The sequence below is a fragment of the Anaerotignum faecicola genome (genome assembly GCA_024460105.1).
Classification (GTDB): Bacteria; Bacillota; Clostridia; order Lachnospirales; family Anaerotignaceae; genus JANFXS01.
On record JANFXS010000031.1, the window covers coordinates 1 to 716 of the forward strand.

The 716-nt window shown below is 52.5% G+C and carries 1 protein-coding gene; it reads right to left on the minus strand.

Annotation, left to right across the window (positions count from 1 at the left end):
• Nucleotides 1-716: ABC transporter permease (locus NE664_12560; protein MCQ4727468.1), on the minus strand; the 716-nt coding region annotated here is incomplete at both ends.

The following is a 716-nucleotide window of genomic DNA, read 5'->3' on the forward strand; positions in this document are numbered from 1 at the left end:
AGAAGGCGTGATATCCAGAGGAACCCCCATGGCGATCAGCCCGTTTAAGGCTTTCTTTAAATTCCGTTCCACCTCCGGCGCATTTTTCCGGTACTCTTTCCAGCCCTCCTTCAGGGTTTCCTGCTGTTCCTCCAGCTCCGCCTTTCCATCTTCGTATTCTTCCAGCCCAATCTCGTATTCCAGCCATCCGTCATCCAGCTCCATACGGGCCCCCGGCAGCTCCTCGTCGAATTTTTTACGGGCATCCTCCAGCTCTTTTTCCTTGTCCGCAACTTCCTTTTTGGCGTCCTCCAGCTCCTGCTCCTTTTCCGCCAGTGTCACTTTCCCGTCTTCCAGTTCCTGTTCTTTCTCCGCCAGCGTTACCTTAGCGTCCGCTAACTCCTGTTCCTTTTCCGCCAATGTCCGTTTTCCGTCTTCCAGATCGTTGTTGGCATTTTCTAAATCAGTTTTCCCTTTTTCCAGATCCGCACGGCCCTTTTTAATATCGTCCTTTCCCTCGTCGATTTTCTTCTGTGCATCTGCAATCTGCCGGGCCGCATCATCCAGCTTCCGGTCGGTCTCCGCCGTCTTTTCCGTCAGTTCCCTTCTGGCGTCATTTAACGCTCTGTTCGCCTCGTCTGTCACATCGCGGTACCGTATCGCGGACCGCTGTTCGGAAAGCGTATCCTCAATCTCTTTCGTTACAAGATCGATATAGTCCTGGTACTCATCGGAAT